Annotated in this window: 9 protein-coding genes, 2 tRNA genes and 2 rRNA genes; 6 read left to right on the forward strand and 7 right to left on the reverse strand. The window is 56.5% G+C overall.

Features of this window, described 5'->3' with window-relative positions; all coding sequences use genetic code 11:
• Nucleotides 1-7 precede the first annotated feature (7 nt).
• The 7 genes from ACO77H_RS00520 to ACO77H_RS00550 form a co-directional block, all read right to left on the reverse strand.
• Nucleotides 8-328 carry a DUF2388 domain-containing protein gene (locus ACO77H_RS00520; RefSeq protein WP_057442142.1) on the reverse strand — a complete coding sequence of 107 codons (321 nt, stop codon included), beginning with the start codon at nucleotides 326-328 and terminating at the stop codon, nucleotides 8-10.
• Nucleotides 329-643: 315 nt separating this feature from the next.
• Nucleotides 644-859 (reverse strand): DUF1127 domain-containing protein, encoded by a 216-nt coding sequence (locus ACO77H_RS00525; protein WP_007911656.1) that lies wholly within the window; start codon nucleotides 857-859, stop codon nucleotides 644-646.
• 318 nt (nucleotides 860-1,177) lie between these two features.
• Complete coding sequence (locus tag ACO77H_RS00530) at nucleotides 1,178-2,671, reverse strand: acetyl-CoA hydrolase/transferase family protein (protein ID WP_432754838.1); 1,494 nt, start codon at nucleotides 2,669-2,671, stop codon at nucleotides 1,178-1,180.
• Nucleotides 2,672-2,851: 180 nt separating this feature from the next.
• The gene (locus tag ACO77H_RS00535; protein WP_432754839.1) at nucleotides 2,852-4,288 is read right to left on the reverse strand and encodes an NAD(P)(+) transhydrogenase (Re/Si-specific) subunit beta; all 1,437 of its coding nucleotides are present in this window, start codon (nucleotides 4,286-4,288) and stop codon (nucleotides 2,852-2,854) included.
• The gene (locus ACO77H_RS00540; protein WP_003233786.1) at nucleotides 4,288-4,608 is read right to left on the reverse strand and encodes an NAD(P) transhydrogenase subunit alpha; all 321 of its coding nucleotides are present in this window, start codon (nucleotides 4,606-4,608) and stop codon (nucleotides 4,288-4,290) included. The genes ACO77H_RS00535 and ACO77H_RS00540 overlap by 1 nt, the downstream gene beginning before the upstream one ends.
• A 15-nt stretch (nucleotides 4,609-4,623) precedes the next feature.
• Complete coding sequence (locus ACO77H_RS00545; protein WP_065942441.1) at nucleotides 4,624-5,745, reverse strand: Re/Si-specific NAD(P)(+) transhydrogenase subunit alpha; 1,122 nt, start codon at nucleotides 5,743-5,745, stop codon at nucleotides 4,624-4,626.
• 449 nt (nucleotides 5,746-6,194) lie between these two features.
• Nucleotides 6,195-7,094, reverse strand: a complete 900-nt coding sequence (locus tag ACO77H_RS00550) for a LysR family transcriptional regulator (protein WP_432754840.1) — start codon at nucleotides 7,092-7,094, stop codon at nucleotides 6,195-6,197.
• A 157-nt stretch (nucleotides 7,095-7,251) separates the two neighbouring features.
• On the opposite strand from ACO77H_RS00550, the gene ACO77H_RS00555 reads away from it, so the two are divergent.
• The 6 genes from ACO77H_RS00555 to ACO77H_RS00580 all read left to right on the forward strand — a co-directional run bounded on the left by ACO77H_RS00555 (nucleotide 7,252) and on the right by ACO77H_RS00580 (nucleotide 15,184).
• The gene (locus ACO77H_RS00555) at nucleotides 7,252-8,433 is read left to right on the forward strand and encodes an acyl-CoA dehydrogenase (RefSeq protein WP_029290432.1); all 1,182 of its coding nucleotides are present in this window, start codon (nucleotides 7,252-7,254) and stop codon (nucleotides 8,431-8,433) included.
• Between the two features lie 13 nt (nucleotides 8,434-8,446).
• Nucleotides 8,447-9,667, forward strand: a complete 1,221-nt coding sequence (locus ACO77H_RS00560) for a CaiB/BaiF CoA transferase family protein (protein WP_432754841.1) — start codon at nucleotides 8,447-8,449, stop codon at nucleotides 9,665-9,667.
• Between the two features lie 573 nt (nucleotides 9,668-10,240).
• Nucleotides 10,241-11,777 (forward strand): 16S ribosomal RNA (locus tag ACO77H_RS00565).
• Between the two features lie 82 nt (nucleotides 11,778-11,859).
• Nucleotides 11,860-11,936, forward strand: a tRNA-Ile gene (locus tag ACO77H_RS00570).
• Between the two features lie 30 nt (nucleotides 11,937-11,966).
• Nucleotides 11,967-12,042, forward strand: a tRNA-Ala gene (locus tag ACO77H_RS00575).
• 248 nt (nucleotides 12,043-12,290) lie between these two features.
• Nucleotides 12,291-15,184, forward strand: a 23S ribosomal RNA gene (locus ACO77H_RS00580).
• The 16S and 23S rRNA genes sit together here with 2 tRNA genes alongside, the layout of an rRNA operon.

A 15,184-nucleotide genomic window follows, 5' to 3' on the forward strand; every position in this document is an offset into this window, starting at 1 on the left:
GCCTGGCTCAGATGGCCAGGATTGCCTGGGCCAGTTGCACATCAGTAGCGGCATTGAGTTGTGGCGCCTGTTGGCGGATCTGCGCCAGGGCGCTTTCCAGCTTCACGCCACGGATCGCGCCTTCGCTGGCGACGAAGCTGGCAGCATCGTCACGGGCAGCGCGCACGACTTTGTTGTCGCGCAGCGAGGAGGTGGCATCGGAGCTGGCGTCGGAAGTGGCTTTGAGAGCGCCCACAATCGAGTCGGTGGTCACGATCAGGCTGGTGGCGCTGGCATTGGCAGCGACGGCAAGCAGGGCTGCAGCGCTCAGCAAACGAAGACGGGACATGGGGTGACTCCTGTGTATGAGACGAACTAATGACGCGATAGTAGCTGGCGCCTATCTGTTCGGGTAGTGCGCAGTTGGAAGTGGTGGCTCACGGAGGTTATTTGACCGGTACAAATCAGCCAATGCGTAATTGTACTTGTTAATTGTTATGTTTTTTAAACTGTACCTGTCCAGGCATCGAGGATGGCTTCTACGCTATTTTTTCGTCCTCCCAGAAACAACAAAACCCGCCGCCGGTTACCCGGGGCGGGCTTTGCTACAACAATTCGGGGTGCTGGCGGTGGACCCGGTAGGTCAGGGCCAGCGGGCGCTAAATCAGCGCCAGAACGGCTTGCTCAGCTCTTCGTAGCGTTGAGCTTCGCTGATCCCGGCATCGGCCAGCAGACGCGAATCCAGACGAGCCAGTTGATGGCGGCTGGAGATGCGGCGCTGCCACAACATCAGGTTGGCGATAACGCGCAGAGGCAGGGAAGCCTGGGTGTTGACAGCTTTATCTTCGAAGAACAGTTCGGAACTGAGTGTACGTTCCATGATGACATCCTTCCGCTTGTGGCGGGATTAGGTAGTGGTTTAACTGATGCCAATGATCCTCCTCCGGCGCAAGACTCTCTAGATACAGTTCACCTGTATTGTGAGGGGCCAGTTAACTGTTTATAGCGGCTGTACTGTACGGAAATGGGGCAACTGTACCTGTCAGCACTTATTTGGTGCGTTTTAGGCGTTTTGGAAAGGATTTGTAGGGTTTTTCGGTAGGAAATGACCGGTACAGCAGTACAGTTTTTTTCAAAAGTACCGCGCTCAGTTCCGGGTGAATGCAACTGTGCTTGCACCCACCCGGATCTGTATTGATCAGCCTTTGAGCATCTGCCCGGTTTCTTCCAGGTTGATGTGCCAGCTCAAGGCTTCGCGCAGGATGTGCGGGGTGTGCCCGCCGATGGCACAGGCGGCGGTGTAGTAGTTGTTGAGGGCGTCACGGTAGTCCGGGTGCACGCAGTTATCGATGATCACCCGTGCCCGCTCCCGTGGCGCCAGGCCGCGCAGGTCAGCCAGGCCGATCTCGGTCACGAGGATGTCGACGTCATGCTCGGTATGGTCGACATGGCTGACCATCGGCACCACGCTGGAAATCGCCCCGCCCTTGGCAATGGACTTGGTGACAAAGATCGCCAGGTGCGCGTTGCGGGCGAAATCTCCCGAGCCGCCAATGCCGTTCATCATCCGCGTACCACACACGTGGGTGGAGTTGACGTTGCCGTAGATATCGAACTCCAGCGCGGTGTTGATGCCGATGATGCCCAGGCGGCGCACCACTTCCGGGTGGTTGGAGATTTCCTGCGGGCGCAGCACCAGCTTGTCTTTGTAGCGCTCCAGGTTGCCGAACACGTCGGCATTGCGCCGCTCTGACAAGGTGATCGAACTGCCGGAGGCAAAGCTCAGTTTGCCGGCGTCGATGAGGTCGAAGGTCGAGTCCTGGAGGACTTCGGAGTACATGGTCAGGTCTTCGAACGGCGACTCGATCAACCCGCACATCACCGCGTTGGCGATATTGCCGATGCCGGCCTGCAACGGGCCGAGCTTGTTGGTCATGCGTCCGGCATCCACTTCCTGCTTGAGGAAGTTGATCAGGTGATTGGCGATCCCCTGGGTGTCGCTGTCGGGCGGGGTCACGGTGGAGGCGGAGTCGGCCTGGTTGGTGATGACGATGGCGACGATCTTCTCGGGCGGGATCGGGATCGCGGTGCTGCCGATGCGATCATCCACCTTGACCAGTGGGATCGGGGTGCGGGTCGGGCGGTAGGTCGGGATATAGATGTCGTGCAGGCCTTCCAGATTCGGGTTGTGCGCCAGGTTGATCTCGATGATCACCTGCTTGGCAAAAATCGCGAAGCTGGCCGAGTTGCCCACGGAGGTGGTGGGCACGATGTGGCCTTGCTCGGTGATGGCCACAGCTTCAATCACCGCGATGTCCGGCAGCTTGAGCTGGTTGTTGCGCAGCTGTTCGACGGTTTCCGATAGATGCTGGTCGATAAACATCACTTCGCCGGCATTGATCGCCTTGCGCAGGGTGCTATCGACCTGAAATGGCATGCGGCGCGACAGCACGCCGGCTTCGGTCAGTTGCTTGTCCAGGTCGTTGCCCAGGCTGGCGCCGGTCATCAGGGTGATTTTCAGGGGCGAGGTCTTGGCACGTTCGGCCAGGGCGTGGGGCACGGCCTTGGCTTCACCGGCGCGGGTAAAGCCGCTCATGCCGACGGTCATGCCGTCCTCGATCAGGGCGGCAGCATCGGCGGCGCTCATGACCTTGTTCAACAGCGAAGGCAAGCGGATACGATCACGGTACATGGATTGTTATCTCGGGCAACGGAGGCAAGGTGGGCAGTCTAGTGATTTCAAAGGCGTTCGTCCCGCTACCATGGTCGAATGCCAGGTGGCGATTTAGAGCCTTTGGTCGGGTTTTTCCCGTTAATAAAAAACCCCAGCCTACGGGAGGCCGGGGTTTTGGGTATTGCGCTGGAGCAGTGTTTATTCGACGGCCTTGACCATGTCTTCGATGACCTTCTTCGCGTCGCCGAAGACCATCATGGTCTTGTCCAGGTAGAACAATTCGTTATCCAGGCCGGCGTAACCGCTGGCCATCGAGCGCTTGTTGACGATGATCGTCTTGGCCTTGAAGGCTTCGAGAATCGGCATGCCGGCGATCGGCGATTTCGGATCGTTCTTGGCGGCCGGGTTGACCACGTCGTTGGCGCCCAGCACCAGCACCACGTCGGCCTGGCCGAACTCGGAGTTGATGTCTTCCATCTCGAACACCTGGTCGTAAGGCACCTCGGCCTCGGCCAGCAGCACGTTCATGTGGCCAGGCATGCGGCCGGCGACCGGGTGGATCGCGTATTTCACGGTGACGCCGCGATGGGTCAGCTTCTCGGTCAGCTCTTTAAGGGCGTGTTGCGCCCGTGCGACCGCCAGGCCATAGCCTGGGACGATGATCACGGTGTCGGCGTTGGTCAGCAGGAAAGTGGCGTCGTCGGCCGAACCGGACTTCACCGGGCGCGCTTCTTTCGAACCGGCTTGCCCTGCCGCATCCGGCGTATTGCCGAAACCGCCGAGCAGCACGTTGAAGAACGAGCGGTTCATCGCCTTGCACATGATGTACGAGAGGATCGCACCGCTCGAACCCACCAGGGAGCCGGCAATGATCAGCATCGAGTTGTTCAGCGAGAAGCCGATGCCCGCCGCAGCCCAGCCGGAGTAGCTGTTGAGCATCGAGACAACCACCGGCATGTCGGCGCCGCCAATCGGGATGATGATCAGCACGCCCAGCACGAAGGCCAGGGCCAGCATCAGGGCGAAGGCACTGAGGTTGCCGGTGAACATAAACACCAGGCCCAGGCCCAGGGTGGCCAGGCCCAGGACGAGGTTCAACTTGTGCTGGCCGCCAAACTGTACCGGTGCGCCCTGGAACAGGCGGAACTTGTACTTGCCCGACAGCTTGCCGAAGGCAATGACCGAACCGGAGAAGGTAATGGCACCAATGGCTGCGCCGAGGAACAGCTCCAGGCGGTTGCCCGCAGGAATCGCGTCACCCAATTGCTTGACGATCCCCAGGGATTGCGGCTCGACCACCGCCGCGATGGCGATAAACACCGCCGCCAGGCCGATCATGCTGTGCATGAAGGCGACCAGTTCGGGCATCTTGGTCATTTCTACGCGCTTGGCCATGATCGAGCCGGCGGTGCCGCCGATCAGCAGGCCGACAATCACGTAGCCGATCCCGGCAGTGGCCAGCTCTGCACCGAGCTTATAGATGAGGCCCACGGTGGTGAGTACCGCCAGCGCCATGCCGAGCATGCCGAACAGGTTGCCGCGTCGGGACGTGGTGGGGTGCGACAGGCCCTTGAGGGCCTGGATGAAGCAGATCGACGCGATCAGGTAGAGCGTCGTCACGAGGTTCATGCTCATTACTTCTGCACCTCTTCTTTAGCCTTGGGCGCTTTCTTCTTGAACATCTCAAGCATCCTACGGGTAACCAGGAAACCACCGAACACGTTGACGGCAGCCAGGGCCACGGCCAGGGTGCCCATGGTCTTGCCCAGCGGGGTAACGGTGAGTGCGGCGGCGAGCATGGCGCCAACGATCACAATCGCCGAAATTGCGTTGGTCACGGCCATCAGCGGCGTGTGCAGCGCGGGGGTGACGTTCCAGACCACGTGGTAACCGACATAAATCGCCAGCACGAAGATGATCAGGTTGTAGATACCGGGGGAGATAAGCTCTTCCATCGTCTGAATCCCTGCTTAGGCGTTTTTGCGGATGACTTGGCCGTCGCGGCACATCAGGCACGCGGCGACGATGTCGTCTTCGAGGTTGATTTCAAACTGCCCTTCCTTGGTGAAGACCAGCTTCAGGAAGTCCAGCAGGTTGCGCGCATACAGGGCCGAAGCATCGGCAGCGACCGCGCCGGCAAGGTTGGTCGGGCCACAGATGGTCACGCCGTTTTCCACCACCACCTGGTCGGCGACGGTCAGTGGGCAGTTGCCACCCTGGGCGGCGGCCAGGTCGATCACCACGGAGCCTGGCTTCATCTGGGCGACGGTTTCGGCGCTCAGCAGCGTCGGGGCCTTGCGACCCGGAATCAGGGCGGTGGTGATGACGATATCGGCTTGCTTGGCGCGCTCATGCACGGCCAGGGCCTGGCGCTGCATCCAGCTGGTGGGCATTGGGCGGGCGTAGCCGCCGACACCGACGGCGCATTCGCGCTCTTCATCGGTCTCGTAGGGCACGTCGACGAACTTGGCACCGAGGGACTCGATCTGCTCCTTCACGGCCGGGCGTACGTCGGACGCTTCGATGACGGCACCCAGGCGTTTCGCCGTAGCGATGGCTTGCAGGCCGGCAACACCGGCGCCGAGGATCAGCACGCGAGCGGCTTTCACCGTACCGGCGGCGGTCATCAGCATTGGCATGAAGCGCGGGTAGTGATGGGCCGCCAGCAACACTGCCTTGTAGCCGGCAATGTTGGCCTGGGACGACAGCACATCCAGGCTCTGCGCACGGGAGGTACGCGGCGCGGCCTCCAGGGCGAAGGCAGTGATGCCATGTTCGGCCAGTTGGGTGATGGTTTCGTTGCTGAACGGATTGAGCATGCCCACCAACACGGTGCCGCTTTTAATCAGCGTCAGTTCGCTGTCGCTGGGGGCGACCACCTTGAGAATCAGCTCGGCGCCAAACGCATCGCTGGCACTGCCAATGGTTGCGCCTGCCGTTTCATAGGCACTGTCGACGACGCTGGCTTTGATACCTGCACCGCTTTGTACAGTGACCTTATGGCCCTGGCCGATCAGCTTCTTGATGGTTTCCGGGGTTGCAGCAACCCGCGTTTCACCGGTCTGGGTTTCGAGAGGAACACCAATGTGCACGTCAAATCTCCTGCATGATCTTTTTGCTTTTGATTTTTGTAAAAAGGCCAGTGCACCGCGAGTGGCGCAACTGGGGCGGCCGATCAGCACGACCCCGCTGAAATGACAGCAGGGCGCGGCATTTTGCAGGCGAACTTTACGGCCTTCAAGGGATTATGACGGGTGACGAAAAATTAACTACAAGTCACCCTGTGACTGATTGTCGCAATGTGCCGGAATAACCTCTTGGAATACAGGTGTTTAAAGGGTTATCGCGGGAAAAGTCGATTTACCCAATTGTCGACATGAATAACCGATCATTGCCCCCGAATACCCGCTGTAGGGCTTGCAGCTATTGGCTTGCAGAGGGTTTTACGGTCGAACGGTACAGTCTGTCAAAAGGCGACATATACGTATATCTGTAGGTCTCAAAATTACCTGACTACAAGGTCAATAACTTGCCTGGGCCTCTAGAATTGATGGCTGTAGCGCTGTGCCTGATCAATCAGCCAGTCTCGAAAGGCGTGCAGTGATGCAGATTCGACCTTTCTTTCGGGAATCATCAGGTAATAGGCTTTGCTGCTGGTCAGCGCCTGCGGGTTGGCAATCACCAGTTGTTTCTCGCTCAGTTCCCGCTGAATAAGGAACGGTGGGATCAAGGCAATCCCCATGTCATGCATGGCCGCCTGGGACAGCATGGAGAATAGCTCGTAGCGCGGGCCTGTCATGTCCCGGGGGATATTCAGTTGTTGGGCGTTGAACCACTGGCGCCAGGCGTAGGGTCGCGTGGTTTGCTGCAGCAGTGGCAGTTCGGCGATTTCCTCTGCGCGAAAGTGCGTGCGGTTTTGCAGCAAGCGCGGGCTGCAGACGGGGACTGGATTTTCGCCCATCAGCCGATGAGATTCGGTGCCCGACCAGTCGGCATCGCCGAAATACACAGCGGCATCGAACTCGGTATCGGCAAACAGGAACGGGCGGGTGCGGTTGGTCAGGTTCACTGTGACTTCGGGGTGTTGCTGCTGGAAATCCTTCAGGCGCGGGATCAGCCACTGCGTGCCGAACGTGGGCACTACCGCCAGCTCAATCACATTGGTGCCCTGCTGGCCCATCACTGACAGGGTGTCACGCTCCACGGCATCCAATTGCGTCGCCACTCGCCGGCTATAGGAAAGCCCGGCTTCGGTGAGCTTTACCCCGCGTCGCGAGCGCCGAAACAGCTCGACACTCAAAAACTCCTCAAGGCTGGCGATCTGTCGGCAGATCGCGCCCTGGGTGATGGAAAGTTCTTGCGCGGCCTTGGTGAAGCTTTCGTGGCGGGCTGCTGCTTCAAAGCTGACCAGGGCCGTGGTGCTGGGGATCTTTCTGCGCATGTACCGTACTCTCACTAATAAAAGGCTGTTGCGCCTTTCTCAATCGTTACGGAGTGAGAAATTAGCACAAGGCTATGCAAAAACCTCGTTTGCCCTCCTCGCCTACCCGGCCTAGGCTGCATGCACGACTTTTGATTTACTTCGCGAGGACTCACTCATGGGCGGTAAGGCAAGCTTCAACTGGATCGATCCACTGCTGCTGGATCAACAGCTCACTGAAGAAGAGCGCATGGTGCGCGACAGCGCCGAGCAATTTGCCCAGGACAAGCTGGCGCCGCGTGTGCTTGAAGCCTTCCGTCATGAAAAGACCGACCCTGCGATTTTCCGTGAAATGGGCGAGACCGGCCTGCTCGGCGCCATGATTCCTGAGCAGTACGGTGGCAGTGGCTTGAACTATGTCAGCTACGGCTTGATTGCCCGGGAAGTGGAGCGTGTCGATTCCGGCTATCGCTCGATGATGAGCGTGCAGTCTTCACTGGTGATGGTGCCGATCAATGAGTTCGGCACTGAAGCGCAAAAGCAGAAGTACCTGCCCAAGCTGGCCTCGGGTGAGTGGATTGGTTGCTTTGGCCTGACCGAGCCCAACCATGGTTCGGACCCCGGCGCGATGATTACCCGCGCACGCAAGGTGGATGGCGGCTACAGCCTTACCGGCAGCAAGATGTGGATCACCAACAGCCCGATTGCCGATGTGTTTGTGGTCTGGGGCAAGGACGACGCTGGCGACATCCGTGGTTTTGTCCTGGAGAAGGGCTGGAAAGGCCTGAGTGCGCCGGCGATTCACGGCAAGGTCGGCCTGCGCGCTTCGATCACTGGCGAAATCGTCATGGACAACGTCTTCGTTCCCGAAGAAAACATCTTTCCCGATGTGCGTGGCTTGAAAGGCCCTTTCACCTGCCTGAATTCGGCCCGCTACGGCATTTCATGGGGGGCCTTGGGGGCTGCGGAGTTCTGCTGGCACACGGCGCGCCAATACACCCTGGATCGTCAACAGTTCGGGCGCCCACTGGCCGCCACGCAGTTGATCCAGAAAAAGCTCGCTGATATGCAGACCGAGATCACCCTCGCCTTGCAAGGCTGTCTGCGCCTGGGGCGGATGAAGGATGAGGGAACGGCCGCGGTGGAGATCACTTCGATAATGAAGCGCAACTCCTGCGGCAAGTCCCTGGATATCGCCCGCATGGCTCGCGACATGCTCGGTGGCAATGGCATCTCCGATGAGTTCGGGATTGCCCGGCACCTGGTCAACCTGGAAGTGGTGAATACCTACGAAGGCACGCATGACGTCCATGCGCTCATCCTCGGGCGCGCCCAGACCGGTATCCAGGCGTTCTATTAATAGGAGTGTGACCATGGGCGCGCTATCGCATCTGCGGGTGCTGGATTTGTCACGGGTGCTGGCGGGGCCTTGGGCCGGGCAGATTCTTGCTGATCTCGGCGCTGAGGTGATCAAGGTCGAACGACCTGGCAGTGGTGACGATACCCGCGCCTGGGGCCCGCCCTTCCTCAAGGATGCCTATGGTGAAAACACCAGTGAGGCGTCCTACTACTTATCGGCCAATCGTAATAAGGAGTCGGTGACTATCGACTTCACGCGGCCGGAGGGGCAGAAGCTGGTCCGGGACCTGGCGGCGAAGTCGGATATCTTGATCGAGAACTTCAAGGTGGGCGGCTTGGCGGCGTATGGCCTGGACTATGAGTCGCTCAAGGAGCTCAATCCGCAGCTGATCTATTGCTCTATCACGGGTTTTGGCCAGACTGGGCCGTATGCGGCGCGCGCTGGCTATGACTTCATGATTCAGGGCCTGGGCGGTTTGATGAGCCTGACGGGGCGTCCCGAGGGTGATGAGGGCGAAGGCCCGGTCAAGGTAGGTGTAGCCCTGACCGATATTTTGACCGGACTTTACTCAGCCGTGGCGATTCTGGCGGCCATGGCGCACCGCGACCATGATGGCGGCGGCCAGCATATTGATATGGCGTTGCTGGATGTTCAGGTTGCCTGCCTGGCCAACCAGGCGATGAATTACCTGACGACGGGGGTAGCGCCCAAGCGGCTGGGTAATGCGCATCCGAATATCGTGCCGTATCAGGACTTTCCCACGGCAGATGGCGATTTCATCCTGACCGTGGGTAATGACGGCCAGTTCCGCAAGTTTGCCCAGGTCGCCGGGCAGCCGCAGTGGGCTGATGATCCACGGTTTGCTACTAATAAGCTGCGGGTGGCCAATCGGGCGGTGCTCATTCCATTGATTCGCCAGGCAACGGTGTTCAAGACCACGGCCGAGTGGGTGGCCCAGCTGGAGCAGGTAGGTGTGCCGTGTGGGCCGATCAATGACCTGGCGCAGGTGTTTGCCGATCCGCAGGTGCAGGCGCGTGGGTTGGCTATAGAGTTGCCGCACCCGTTGGCGGGCAAGGTGCCGCAGGTGGGGAGCCCTATTAGGCTGTCCAAGACGCCCGTGGAGTATCGCAGTGCGCCACCGCTCCTGGGCGAGCATACGGCTCAAATACTCAGCCAGGTGCTGGGGTTGGGAGCGGCTCATGTGGCGGCTTTAAAGGCGGCGGGAGTTATATGAGGTGTGTCTTCTATATAGAAGGGGTTCTGCATGGCAGGAGTTGATTGTTTTTTAATCGATCGTAACTAATTGATAGAAAAGCAAAATCAAGGGTTGACGGCAGATTCTGGAAGTCTATAATTCGCCCCACTTCCGGCGCAGTCGAAACGGAAAACTCCTTGGTAAACAAAGAGTTATGTAGTTTTCGGCAGTAGGTTGCTTCAGTTCATCGAAGCCAAAAGGAAGTTGAAAAAGAGGTGTTGACAGCAGCGTGTAACGCTGTAGAATTCGCCTCCCGCTGACGAGAGATCGAAGGCGCAAGTGGTTGAAGTTGTTGAGGAAAATCTCGAAACTTCTGAAAATAATCACTTGACAGCAAATGAGGCTGCTGTAGAATGCGCGCCTCGGTTGAGACGAAAGATCTTAACCAACCGCTCTTTAACAACTGAATCAAGCAATTCGTGTGGGTGCTTGTGGAGTCAGACTGATAGTCAACAAGATTATCAGCATCACAAGTTACTCCGCGAGAAATCAAAGATGTAACCAACGATTGCTGAGCCAAGTTTAGGGTTTCTTAAAAACCCAAAGATGTTTGAACTGAAGAGTTTGATCATGGCTCAGATTGAACGCTGGCGGCAGGCCTAACACATGCAAGTCGAGCGGTAGAGAGAAGCTTGCTTCTCTTGAGAGCGGCGGACGGGTGAGTAATGCCTAGGAATCTGCCTGGTAGTGGGGGATAACGTTCGGAAACGGACGCTAATACCGCATACGTCCCACGGGAGAAAGCAGGGGACCTTCGGGCCTTGCGCTATCAGATGAGCCTAGGTCGGATTAGCTAGTTGGTGGGGTAATGGCTCACCAAGGCGACGATCCGTAACTGGTCTGAGAGGATGATCAGTCACACTGGAACTGAGACACGGTCCAGACTCCTACGGGAGGCAGCAGTGGGGAATATTGGACAATGGGCGAAAGCCTGATCCAGCCATGCCGCGTGTGTGAAGAAGGTCTTCGGATTGTAAAGCACTTTAAGTTGGGAGGAAGGGTTGTAGATTAATACTCTGCAATTTTGACGTTACCGACAGAATAAGCACCGGCTAACTCTGTGCCAGCAGCCGCGGTAATACAGAGGGTGCAAGCGTTAATCGGAATTACTGGGCGTAAAGCGCGCGTAGGTGGTTAGTTAAGTTGGATGTGAAATCCCCGGGCTCAACCTGGGAACTGCATTCAAAACTGACTGACTAGAGTATGGTAGAGGGTGGTGGAATTTCCTGTGTAGCGGTGAAATGCGTAGATATAGGAAGGAACACCAGTGGCGAAGGCGACCACCTGGACTGATACTGACACTGAGGTGCGAAAGCGTGGGGAGCAAACAGGATTAGATACCCTGGTAGTCCACGCCGTAAACGATGTCAACTAGCCGTTGGGAGCCTTGAGCTCTTAGTGGCGCAGCTAACGCATTAAGTTGACCGCCTGGGGAGTACGGCCGCAAGGTTAAAACTCAAATGAATTGACGGGGGCCCGCACAAGCGGTGGAGCATGTGGTTTAATTCGAAGCAACGCGAAGAACCTTACCAGGCCTTGACATCCAATGAACTTTCTAGAGATAGATTGGTGCCTTCGGGAACATTGAGACAGGTGCTGCATGGCTGTCGTCAGCTCGTGTCGTGAGATGTTGGGTTAAGTCCCGTAACGAGCGCAACCCTTGTCCTTAGTTACCAGCACGTTATGGTGGGCACTCTAAGGAGACTGCCGGTGACAAACCGGAGGAAGGTGGGGATGACGTCAAGTCATCATGGCCCTTACGGCCTGGGCTACACACGTGCTACAATGGTCGGTACAGAGGGTTGCCAAGCCGCGAGGTGGAGCTAATCCCACAAAACCGATCGTAGTCCGGATCGCAGTCTGCAACTCGACTGCGTGAAGTCGGAATCGCTAGTAATCGCGAATCAGAATGTCGCGGTGAATACGTTCCCGGGCCTTGTACACACCGCCCGTCACACCATGGGAGTGGGTTGCACCAGAAGTAGCTAGTCTAACCTTCGGGAGGACGGTTACCACGGTGTGATTCATGACTGGGGTGAAGTCGTAACAAGGTAGCCGTAGGGGAACCTGCGGCTGGATCACCTCCTTAATCGACGACATCAGCTGCTCCATAAGTTCCCACACGAATTGCTTGATTCATTGAAGAAGACGAAAAGAAGCAGCCCGAAATTGGGTCTGTAGCTCAGTTGGTTAGAGCGCACCCCTGATAAGGGTGAGGTCGGCAGTTCGAATCTGCCCAGACCCACCAATTTTGTGTGGGAAACGCCTGTAGAAATACGGGGCCATAGCTCAGCTGGGAGAGCGCCTGCCTTGCACGCAGGAGGTCAACGGTTCGATCCCGTTTGGCTCCACCACTACTGCTTCTGTTTGTATAAAGCTTAGAAATGAGCATTCCATCATTGTGATGGTGAATGTTGATTTCTAGTCTTTGACTAGTTCGTTCTTTAAAAATTTGGGTATGTGATAGAAAGATAGACTGAACGTTACTTTCACTGGTAACGGATCAGGCTAAGGTAAAATTTGTGAGTTACTCAAATTGAGTATTATCGAATTTTCGGCGAATGTCGTCTTCACAGTATAACCAGATTGCTTGGGGTTATATGGTCAAGTGAAGAAGCGCATACGGTGGATGCCTTGGCAGTCAGAGGCGATGAAAGACGTGGTAGCCTGCGAAAAGCTTCGGGGAGTCGGCAAACAGACTTTGATCCGGAGATGTCTGAATGGGGGAACCCAGCCATCATAAGATGGTTATCTTAAGCTGAATACATAGGCTTAAGAGGCGAACCAGGGGAACTGAAACATCTAAGTACCCTGAGGAAAAGAAATCAACCGAGATTCCCTTAGTAGTGGCGAGCGAACGGGGACTAGCCCTTAAGTGGCTTTGAGATTAGCGGAACGCTCTGGAAAGTGCGGCCATAGTGGGTGATAGCCCTGTACGCGAAAATCTCTTAGTCATGAAATCGAGTAGGACGGAGCACGAGAAACTTTGTCTGAATATGGGGGGACCATCCTCCAAGGCTAAATACTACTGACTGACCGATAGTGAACTAGTACCGTGAGGGAAAGGCGAAAAGAACCCCGGAGAGGGGAGTGAAATAGATCCTGAAACCGTATGCGTACAAGCAGTGGGAGCCCACTTTGTTGGGTGACTGCGTACCTTTTGTATAATGGGTCAGCGACTTATTTTCAGTGGCGAGCTTAACCGAATAGGGGAGGCGTAGCGAAAGCGAGTCTTAATAGGGCGTCTAGTCGCTGGGAATAGACCCGAAACCGGGCGATCTATCCATGGGCAGGTTGAAGGTTGGGTAACACTAACTGGAGGACCGAACCGACTACCGTTGAAAAGTTAGCGGATGACCTGTGGATCGGAGTGAAAGGCTAATCAAGCTCGGAGATAGCTGGTTCTCCTCGAAAGCTATTTAGGTAGCGCCTCATGTATCACTGTAGGGGGTAGAGCACTGTTTCGGCTAGGGGGTCATCCCGACTTACCAAACCGATGCAAACTCCGAATACCTACAAGTGCCGAGCATGGGAGACACACGGCGGGTGCTAACGTCCGTCGTGAAAAGGGAAACAACCCAGACCGTCAGCTAAGGTCCCAAAGTTATGGTTAAGTGGGAAACGATGTGGGAAGGCTTAGACAGCTAGGAGGTTGGCTTAGAAGCAGCCACCCTTTAAAGAAAGCGTAATAGCTCACTAGTCGAGTCGGCCTGCGCGGAAGATGTAACGGGGCTCAAACCATACACCGAAGCTACGGGTATCACCCTCGGGTGATGCGGTAGAGGAGCGTTCTGTAAGCCTGTGAAGGTGAGTTGAGAAGCTTGCTGGAGGTATCAGAAGTGCGAATGCTGACATGAGTAACGACAATGGGTGTGAAAAACACCCACGCCGAAAGACCAAGGTTTCCTGCGCAACGTTAATCGACGCAGGGTTAGTCGGTCCCTAAGGCGAGGCTGAAAAGCGTAGTCGATGGAAAACAGGTTAATATTCCTGTACTTCTGGTTATTGCGATGGAGGGACGGAGAAGGCTAGGCCAGCTTGGCGTTGGTTGTCCAAGTTTAAGGTGGTAGGCTGGAATCTTAGGTAAATCCGGGATTCTAAGGCCGAGAGCTGATGACGAGTTACCCTTTGGGTGACGAAGTGGTTGATGCCATGCTTCCAAGAAAAGCTTCTAAGCTTCAGGTAACCAGGAACCGTACCCCAAACCGACACAGGTGGTTGGGTAGAGAATACCAAGGCGCTTGAGAGAACTCGGGTGAAGGAACTAGGCAAAATGGCACCGTAACTTCGGGAGAAGGTGCGCCGGTGAGGGTGAAGGACTTGCTCCGTAAGCTCATGCCGGTCGAAGATACCAGGCCGCTGCGACTGTTTATTAAAAACACAGCACTCTGCAAACACGAAAGTGGACGTATAGGGTGTGACGCCTGCCCGGTGCCGGAAGGTTAATTGATGGGGTTAGCTAACGCGAAGCTCTTGATCGAAGCCCCGGTAAACGGCGGCCGTAACTATAACGGTCCTAAGGTAGCGAAATTCCTTGTCGGGTAAGTTCCGACCTGCACGAATGGCGTAACGATGGCGGCGCTGTCTCCACCCGAGACTCAGTGAAATTGAAATCGCTGTGAAGATGCAGTGTATCCGCGGCTAGACGGAAAGACCCCGTGAACCTTTACTATAGCTTTGCACTGGACTTTGAATTTGCTTGTGTAGGATAGGTGGGAGGCTTTGAAGCGTGGACGCCAGTTCGCGTGGAGCCAACCTTGAAATACCACCCTGGCAACTTTGAGGTTCTAACTCAGGTCCGTTATCCGGATCGAGGACAGTGTATGGTGGGTAGTTTGACTGGGGCGGTCTCCTCCTAAAGAGTAACGGAGGAGTACGAAGGTGCGCTCAGACCGGTCGGAAATCGGTCGTAGAGTATAAAGGCAAAAGCGCGCTTGACTGCGAGACAGACACGTCGAGCAGGTACGAAAGTAGGTCTTAGTGATCCGGTGGTTCTGTATGGAAGGGCCATCGCTCAACGGATAAAAGGTACTCCGGGGATAACAGGCTGATACCGCCCAAGAGTTCATATCGACGGCGGTGTTTGGCACCTCGATGTCGGCTCATCACATCCTGGGGCTGAAGCCGGTCCCAAGGGTATGGCTGTTCGCCATTTAAAGTGGTACGCGAGCTGGGTTTAGAACGTCGTGAGACAGTTCGGTCCCTATCTGCCGTGGACGTTTGAGATTTGAGAGGGGCTGCTCCTAGTACGAGAGGACCGGAGTGGACGAACCTCTGGTGTTCCGGTTGTCACGCCAGTGGCATTGCCGGGTAGCTATGTTCGGAATAGATAACCGCTGAAAGCATCTAAGCGGGAAACTAGCCTCAAGATGAGATCTCACTGGAACCTTGAGTTCCCTGAAGGGCCGTCGAAGACTACGACGTTGATAGGTTGGGTGTGTAAGCGCTGTGAGGCGTTGAGCTAACCAATACTAATTGCCCGTGAGGCTTGACCAT

The sequence above is a fragment of the Pseudomonas sp. WMBT8 genome, from assembly GCF_050916005.1.
In the GTDB taxonomy this organism is placed as follows: domain Bacteria; phylum Pseudomonadota; class Gammaproteobacteria; order Pseudomonadales; family Pseudomonadaceae; genus Aquipseudomonas.

Excerpts from the sequence above, each read along its gene's own strand:
- ACO77H_RS00520 (WP_057442142.1), bottom strand. The coding sequence starts at position 328 with ATGTCCCGTCTTCGTTTGCTGAGCGCTGCAGCCCTGCTTGCCGTCGCT.
- ACO77H_RS00525 (WP_007911656.1), bottom strand. The coding sequence starts at position 859 with ATGGAACGTACACTCAGTTCCGAACTGTTCTTCGAAGATAAAGCTGTC.
- ACO77H_RS00530 (WP_432754838.1), bottom strand. The coding sequence starts at position 2,671 with ATGTACCGTGATCGTATCCGCTTGCCTTCGCTGTTGAACAAGGTCATG.
- ACO77H_RS00535 (WP_432754839.1), bottom strand. The coding sequence starts at position 4,288 with ATGAGCATGAACCTCGTGACGACGCTCTACCTGATCGCGTCGATCTGC.
- ACO77H_RS00540 (WP_003233786.1), bottom strand. The coding sequence starts at position 4,608 with ATGGAAGAGCTTATCTCCCCCGGTATCTACAACCTGATCATCTTCGTG.
- ACO77H_RS00550 (WP_432754840.1), bottom strand. The coding sequence starts at position 7,094 with ATGCGCAGAAAGATCCCCAGCACCACGGCCCTGGTCAGCTTTGAAGCA.
- ACO77H_RS00555 (WP_029290432.1), top strand. The coding sequence starts at position 7,252 with ATGGGCGGTAAGGCAAGCTTCAACTGGATCGATCCACTGCTGCTGGAT.
- ACO77H_RS00560 (WP_432754841.1), top strand. The coding sequence starts at position 8,447 with ATGGGCGCGCTATCGCATCTGCGGGTGCTGGATTTGTCACGGGTGCTG.